This window comes from Streptomyces sp. P9(2023) (assembly GCF_032436795.1).
Taxonomy (GTDB): Bacteria; Actinomycetota; Actinomycetes; order Streptomycetales; family Streptomycetaceae; genus Streptomyces.
In genome coordinates this window covers 1-264 of record NZ_JAUPWM010000557.1, presented here as the reverse complement: position 1 = coordinate 264, position 264 = coordinate 1, and the positions used below count along the sequence as shown (strand labels likewise).

General features: G+C 62.5%; 1 protein-coding gene. It reads left to right on the top strand.

Annotated features, from left to right (window positions below):
- Positions 1 to 264: thiol peroxidase (gene tpx, locus Q5762_RS38690; protein ID WP_315897000.1), on the top strand; the 264-nt coding region annotated here is incomplete at both ends.

Sequence of the window (264 nt, the reverse complement as noted above, 5' to 3'; positions counted from 1 at the left end):
GCACCGGCCATGACGCTCACCGACGGCAGCCTGGAAGACGTTACCCTGACGACCTATGCAGGCAAGCGCAAGGTGCTGAACATCATCCCTAGCGTCGATACGCCGACCTGTGCAACGTCGACGCGACGCTTCAATGAACTGGCCTCGTCGCTGGACAACACCGTGGTGCTGGTGGTGTCTGCCGACTTGCCGTTTGCGGCCAAGCGTTTTTGCGGTGCCGAAGGGCTGGACAACGTGGAGACGCTCTCGACGTTCCGCCACCGC